8 protein-coding genes and 1 pseudogene are annotated in these 6,131 nt (G+C 29.8%); 5 read left to right on the top strand and 4 right to left on the bottom strand.

The genetic code is table 11. The features are described from left to right. Positions 1-9: 9 nt before the first annotated feature. From ABG79_RS11945 to yedE, 4 genes and pseudogenes are all read right to left on the bottom strand, one after another. Positions 10-135 (bottom strand): annotated as a pseudogene (locus ABG79_RS11945) (IS256 family transposase); the annotation flags it as partial. A 110-nt stretch (positions 136-245) separates the two neighbouring features. Next, entirely contained in the window at positions 246-479 is a 234-nt protein-coding gene (locus tag ABG79_RS11940) for a putative Se/S carrier protein (protein WP_057979696.1), read from the bottom strand. A 4-nt stretch (positions 480-483) separates the two neighbouring features. Next, complete coding sequence (locus ABG79_RS11935) at positions 484-696, bottom strand: sulfurtransferase TusA family protein (protein WP_057979695.1); 213 nt, start codon at positions 694-696, stop codon at positions 484-486. Beyond that, positions 686-1,771 carry a YedE family putative selenium transporter gene (yedE, locus tag ABG79_RS11930; RefSeq protein ID WP_057979694.1) on the bottom strand — a complete coding sequence of 362 codons (1,086 nt, stop codon included), beginning with the start codon at positions 1,769-1,771 and terminating at the stop codon, positions 686-688. Before yedE ends, ABG79_RS11935 begins: the two co-directional genes overlap by 11 nt. A gap of 173 nt (positions 1,772-1,944) precedes the next feature. Between yedE and ABG79_RS11925 the strand changes: the two genes are divergently transcribed. From ABG79_RS11925 to ABG79_RS11905, 5 genes are all read left to right on the top strand, one after another. Continuing rightward, complete coding sequence (locus ABG79_RS11925) at positions 1,945-2,619, top strand: TIGR04283 family arsenosugar biosynthesis glycosyltransferase (RefSeq protein ID WP_057979693.1); 675 nt, start codon at positions 1,945-1,947, stop codon at positions 2,617-2,619. Then, positions 2,616-3,302 carry a TIGR04282 family arsenosugar biosynthesis glycosyltransferase gene (locus ABG79_RS11920; RefSeq protein ID WP_083490444.1) on the top strand — a complete coding sequence of 229 codons (687 nt, stop codon included), beginning with the start codon at positions 2,616-2,618 and terminating at the stop codon, positions 3,300-3,302. The genes ABG79_RS11925 and ABG79_RS11920 overlap by 4 nt, the downstream gene beginning before the upstream one ends. After that, the gene (locus ABG79_RS11915; RefSeq protein WP_057979691.1) at positions 3,277-4,272 is read left to right on the top strand and encodes a phosphotransferase; all 996 of its coding nucleotides are present in this window, start codon (positions 3,277-3,279) and stop codon (positions 4,270-4,272) included. The genes ABG79_RS11920 and ABG79_RS11915 overlap by 26 nt, the downstream gene beginning before the upstream one ends. Before the next feature lie 146 nt (positions 4,273-4,418). Continuing rightward, on the top strand, positions 4,419-5,501 hold the full coding sequence (locus ABG79_RS11910) for a heterodisulfide reductase-related iron-sulfur binding cluster (RefSeq protein ID WP_057979690.1): 1,083 nt from the start codon (positions 4,419-4,421) through the stop codon (positions 5,499-5,501). Continuing rightward, positions 5,488-6,131, top strand: a 644-nt coding sequence (locus ABG79_RS11905; protein WP_057979689.1) for a TVP38/TMEM64 family protein, incomplete at its 3' end; no start/stop codon positions are given. The genes ABG79_RS11910 and ABG79_RS11905, both read left to right, overlap by 14 nt.

Genomic DNA, 6,131 nt, shown 5'->3' with positions numbered 1-6,131 from the left:
CCAAGCTTAAGCTTCAAGCATTTCTTGTAGAGTATCTTTGAAAAGTTCTTTAAGTGCATTATAAATGTCTGGAACTGTTTGAAGATTTTTTTCTTTAATAAATCCTTTCAATTGTTCTTTTGTTAATAGTGACATAAAAAATCCTCCTTCTTGATTTATATTTTGATTCTTACCAAGAAAGAGGTTTTTAATCAGTTTACACAAAAATTTTACAGTCTCAGCAAAACTTACTTGAAGGGGCATTTTTAATCTTTATAAATTACTTTATATTCTATTCCTTCTTTTAAATAAACTCCATCTACTTCTTCAATTATAAAACCTTGAATCTCACCTTCGTATTCAAAGCTTGCTGCAATACCACAGCTTGAACTTAATTTCCTTGGTGTAGGCATCAATTTAACTTCGATTTGCTTACCAAGCAAGAATCTTTGAAATTTAAATGCTCCGTTTTGTGTATGAAAAGTTACAACATATTCCATCAAATCACCTGCTTAAAGTTAGTAATATACCTTCCCCGTTCTCTTCAACTTTAACTTCATACCCACTGTTTTTAGCAAACCTTTTTATATTTTCTCTTGCTGTAACATTATCAACTAAAACTTTAACTCCATTTGGTGAAGCCTCAACACCTTTTTTAGTCAATAGAACTGGTTCAGGGCAAGCTCTACCTCTTGCATCAATAATATTATCCTTCAACTTTAACTCCCCCTTTAACTTTAACATTAACATTGCGTTCAATGTTAAAATAACCTATTAAAGCAACTATTATAAAGCCTATTATAACTGCTATTTTACCATTCGGTGATGGACCATCTGGTGATGAGGCAAGTTTAAAGTTGTGTGCAAAGGCTGCTCCAAAAGTCATTCCAAGTATTGTAATTGCAGAGTCAATATTACCCTCACCGGCCAAAATCAGTTGTCTCAGAGGACAGCCTCCAAGTAGAACTGAGCCAAAACCTGCAAGTGCCATACCCAGGAAATTCCATATAGCATCGCTATGTGCTACAGGCTGCTTTACAAATCCTAAAGCAAATTTGCCTATGAAAATGTTTCCCACTAATGCAGCTATTATTATAGCTATAAACCCTGAAAGCAGATACCAGTCTTTAAATAAAATTAAATCTCTTATTCCTCCAACCATGCACATTCTTGTTCTCTGTGCAAAAGCTCCAACAATAACTCCTGCAGCTAGAGCTAATATAACAGGTGCATGCATTGAACCAGGTCCCTTTTGACTGAAAAATATAAAGGCTGGCGCTGCAATAAGTAATATTAATAGTCCAATATTAATTGCTGGAAATACAAATCCTTCTGCTTTATTTAGAGTATGAGTTCTTTTAAGAGTAAATCCCTTGTTTAAGAATAAAATGCCAATATAAATTCCCACTGCAAAACCAACCAAACCGACAATTGCATTTAAGTCCCCTCCTGCAATTCTCAATACCATTCTAAGAGGACAGCCTAGAAACATAAGAGCACCAATCATAACTATAAATCCAAGCACAAACCTTATTAGAGGTGATGAACCTCCTCTTGCATCGAATTCCTTTTTACCAAAGGACATTAAAAATGCTCCAAGAACGATTCCTATAATTTCTGGTCTAATATACTGAACAAGTTCAGCTCTGTGAAGCCCTAATCCTCCAGCAGTATCTCTTATAAAGCAGGCAATACAAATTCCCATATTAACAGGGTTGCCAAACTTCACAAGCAGAACCGCTAAGATACCTACGATAATTCCGTTGATGATAATTAGTTTCTTATCCTGCATAAACATCCCCCTTTTATTTTTTCAATTAAATTATATTTCAATTAATAATCAATTAGAAATTGATAATTTTTATGAATATTCTGTCTTTTATAGAACAAATAAATAAAAGAGTAATCTATTTTAATAAATTAAAAACTATTCTATAATTTAATAGTAAGCAAAGAGGTGATTTTGTGGTTTCAATAATTATTCCAGTATTAAATGAGGAGAAAAATATAGAAAGATTATGTAACAACCTTAAAATATTAGAAGGATCCAAAGAAATAGTATTCGTTGATGGAGGTAGCACTGACAGCACAGTTAAAATAGCATCAAGATATGGCAAGGTGCTAATCTCTCCTAAGGGGAGAGCAATCCAAATGAACATTGGTGCCATTAACACCTTAGGGGATATTTTATGGTTTGTTCATGCTGATTCATTGTTAAATCCTAACTCATTGAGTGAAATAGATAAAACTATTAAAAGTGGATACATAGGTGGAGCATTTAAAATGTTTTTCTACGATTATACTTCCCCCTTCTTAAAATACATTGAAAAAACTTCAAATTTAAGAGCAAAAATTCTTAAACTTTATTTCGGTGACCAGGGCATTTTTATTAGAAAAGATATTTTTCTTGAATCAGGTGGTTTCCCAAATATTCCAATTATGGAGGATTTACAATTTTCTTTGAATATAAAAAAATATGGAAAATTTAAGCTAGTTAACTGTAATATAGGAACATCATCAAGAAGATTTATAAACAGAGGTGTTATTAAAACATTTTTGCTTATGCAAAAACTAAAACTTTTATATTTTATTGGAGTACCACCTGAGAAACTACAAATTTTATATAGGGATGAGAGATGATGAATGCTTTAATAATTATGTCAAAAGCTCCAATACCTGGGCTTGCTAAAACAAGACTAAAATGTATACTTAGTGATGACGAATGTGCTAATCTTCAAATTGCAATGCTTAAAGATTTGTTTTTGACAACAGAAAAATTAAAAAATCATTTGGATATTTTTCTTTTCTATACTCCAAATGAATACTTTGATTTAATGAAAAAATTATCCCCTGACTACATTAAACTTTATCCACAACAGGGAGAAACTATAGGGGATAGAATGTATAATTCTGCAGAATTCATCCTGCAAAAATATGATAAAGTTTTAATTATTGGTTCTGATGTCCCTGAAATTACTTCTGAAGTAATATTAGACTCCTTTGATAAACTAAAAAGATATGATATAGTTATCGGTCCTACCTACGATGGGGGGTATTATTTGATTGGATTAAAAAAAATAAAGAAACAAATATTCAATAATGAAATTAGATGGGGATGTGAAAGCGTCTTTGAATCAACTTTAAATTATATTAAAGAATGTAGTCTTTCATATGAATTAGTTCCAAAATGCTATGACATAGATACAAAGGAAGATTTAATAGAATTTTTCAAGAGAAATTCAAAGTATTTAATGGCAAAAAATACTTATAAATTTATACTTTCGATAGGTGGTAAAAATGGAAAAAAATTTAATGACAAATAGAATTAAGGAATATTTAATAAAAAGAAATATAGATAGATTTTTAGGGATAAAGGATTACAGAATATCCTTCCTAGCTCAAGGAGAATATAACATCAATTATTTAATTAATGATGAATATAAAAAATTTGTTTTTAGAATAAACACAGGTTCGCAAATTAATGTTAAGAATCAAATTGAATACGAGTTTAATGCACTTAAACGATTAGAATCTTCTAAAGTTACGCCCAAACCTTTTTATGTTGATGGTTCTTATGAAGATTTTGAGTATGGAATATTAATAATGGAATTCTTAGAAGGTAGGCCTTTAGATTATAAAACAGATCTTTTAAAGGCTGCTGAGATATTCGGTAAAATTCACAATATTCTTCCTTCTGTTAATGACTATGAAACTTTTATTGTTGAAGAAAAAATTTTTACAGCAAGAATAAAAGAAGCAAATAATTTGCTTAATGAGTTTTGGGATTCTACTTTAGTCCCTAGTGAACTCAAAAATTTTTTTGATAAATTTATTAATACTTTAATTAAAAATTCTTATAAAGAAAATTATTTTTTGGATAACAAATGGTTTAGAATTAATAACACTGAGGTAAACTCTCATAATTTCATAATAGGCGAAAAATTCTATTTGATAGATTGGGAAAAACCTGTTTTAAGCGATCCGTGTCAAGATATTACGCAATTTTTAGCCCCAACAACAACGCTTTGGAAGTCTAACTATATTCTAACTGAAGAGGAAAAGGAAGGTTTTTACAAATATTATGAAAATTACGTAGGAAAGGATAAAAATATTAGAGAGAGGGTAAAAATTTATTCCCCATATCTTCTACTAAGAGCCTTATCGTGGTGTGCCTATGCATATATTGAATATAATAAACCTGAAAAAGAAATAAAAAACGAAGATACATATAAGAAAATCAATGAATATCTTCAAATCGATTTTTTAAAAAACATTACAAGAGAATTATTTTAATTACAAAAGTCAAGCGTCTGTTGCTTGACTTTTTATTTGCATAATCAATTAATTAAAGTACATTTATTCAATTTATCTATCATTTCAAAAATATTGCTCTTTTTAAGATATAATTATCTTGAAATTGTCTTGTGAGGTAGTAATCGATGAAACATAGAATTAATTCAAAGGTATTAGAAGTAATAAACGATTTTTATTGCAAATGCTTAGGTTGTAATCAATGCACCGATGAATGTGTTTTTCTAAAAAAACATATCGTTGATGCGAAATCTTTTTTGTTTAATTTATTAAATAGTGAAGAAATAAACAACAAAATACCCTATTATTGTTTTGGGTGTAATGCCTGTCAAAAGGTTTGCCCTGCTGGCATAAATTTTGGAGAACTATTTTTGATATTAAAAAAGGATATTTCTAATTATAAAAGAAGTCCACATATTAAACATTTTGTTATTCATAACCATCAGAAATTTGGTAACTCAAATATTTTTTCTCTTGTAAAAGGAAATAGTAATGTAGCCTTTATGCCAGGTTGCAGCTTGTCTTCATATAGTCCTGAACTTGTAGAGAAAATCTACATGTTTTTAAGGAGTAAATTAAATGAAATTTCAATTATTCTTAAGTGCTGTGGAAACCCATCATTGTCATTAGGCGAAGAAGAAAAATTTAAAAGTATGTATAATGAGCTTATTAATTCAATAGAACAAAGCAAAATAGACCACATAATTACTGCATGCCAATCCTGTTATAAGACACTAAAGAATAATTCACCTAATTTAAAAGTCACTTCTCTTTGGGAACTATTGAGTGGAATTGACATGCCAAAATTAAATATTAACGAAACATTTTTTATTTGGGATTCCTGCAGTGCTGAAGATTCAATTATGCGTAGCATTAGAAATCTTGCAGGCAAACTAGGAATAAAAATAGAAAATGATGAAATATCTTATCATCCAAAATGCTGCGGACTTGGAGGATGTGTTCATACTATAAACAGAGAATTGTTTGCTGAAAATGTAAATATTAATTCATCAAAAATTAAGACAAGCAATGTTTTAACATATTGTGCAGGATGCAGGGATGCTCTTTCAAATACAAAGAATGCTTTTCATATTTTAGATTTAATTTTTTATAAAGATCTCATATTTAAAAAGCCAAATGGAACTATAAAAGCATGGTCTAATAGATATAGGTTAAAAAGATTTATGGAGGATATTCATGAAGAAAGTTAAATTGTTAAAAATTTTTATGACGATATTGTTAGTAGTATCATTTTTTATTATCATACAGCGAGGAACATTTAATGATGTTTCCCCTCAAAACATACGGGAATTCTTAGGTGACTATAGTTATATCGCACCAATAATTTATATTATAATGTTTACATTTGTTCCTTTGACCCTATTCCCAGATTCAGCTCTGGCCATAGCAGGCGGAATGTCCTTTGGTATCTTTTGGGGCAGTATATATACTATAATCGGAGCCCTTTGCGGAGGCAGCTTAGCTTATTTTTTAGCAAAATTTTTATTCAAAGATTTAATTGCTAAGCTTCTAAAGAATAAAGAATTATTTACTACAAATAAGAATGGCTTTATTTTAATTCTAACACTTAGATTAATTCCTCTAATCCCATTTGATTTAATAAGCTACGGTGCCGGTGCCTTTGATATAAAATATAGGGATTTCTTCTTAGCAACACTTATTGGAATAATACCAGGGGTTCTAGTATTTGCAAACATTGGTGACAAAGCTCTAGACATTAACTCTCCTGCATTTTATACTTCTATTATAATTCTTATAGGCCTTATATTATCATCTAAATTATTGAAGAAAAAGATTTATAAGAAGGGAGTAAACCATGA

The sequence above is a fragment of the Caloramator mitchellensis genome, from assembly GCF_001440545.1.
In the GTDB taxonomy this organism is placed as follows: Bacteria; Bacillota; Clostridia; order Clostridiales; family Caloramatoraceae; genus Caloramator; species Caloramator mitchellensis.
Note: the sequence above shows the minus strand (reverse complement) of the source record. Positions and strands in the feature narration are given on the sequence as shown.

Coding starts and splice junctions, on each gene's coding strand:
- ABG79_RS11940 (WP_057979696.1), bottom strand. CDS start 479: ATGGAATATGTTGTAACTTTTCATACACAAAACGGAGCATTTAAATTT.
- yedE (WP_057979694.1), bottom strand. CDS start 1,771: ATGCAGGATAAGAAACTAATTATCATCAACGGAATTATCGTAGGTATC.
- ABG79_RS11920 (WP_083490444.1), top strand. CDS start 2,616: ATGATGAATGCTTTAATAATTATGTCAAAAGCTCCAATACCTGGGCTT.
- ABG79_RS11915 (WP_057979691.1), top strand. CDS start 3,277: ATGGAAAAAAATTTAATGACAAATAGAATTAAGGAATATTTAATAAAA.
- ABG79_RS11910 (WP_057979690.1), top strand. CDS start 4,419: ATGAAACATAGAATTAATTCAAAGGTATTAGAAGTAATAAACGATTTT.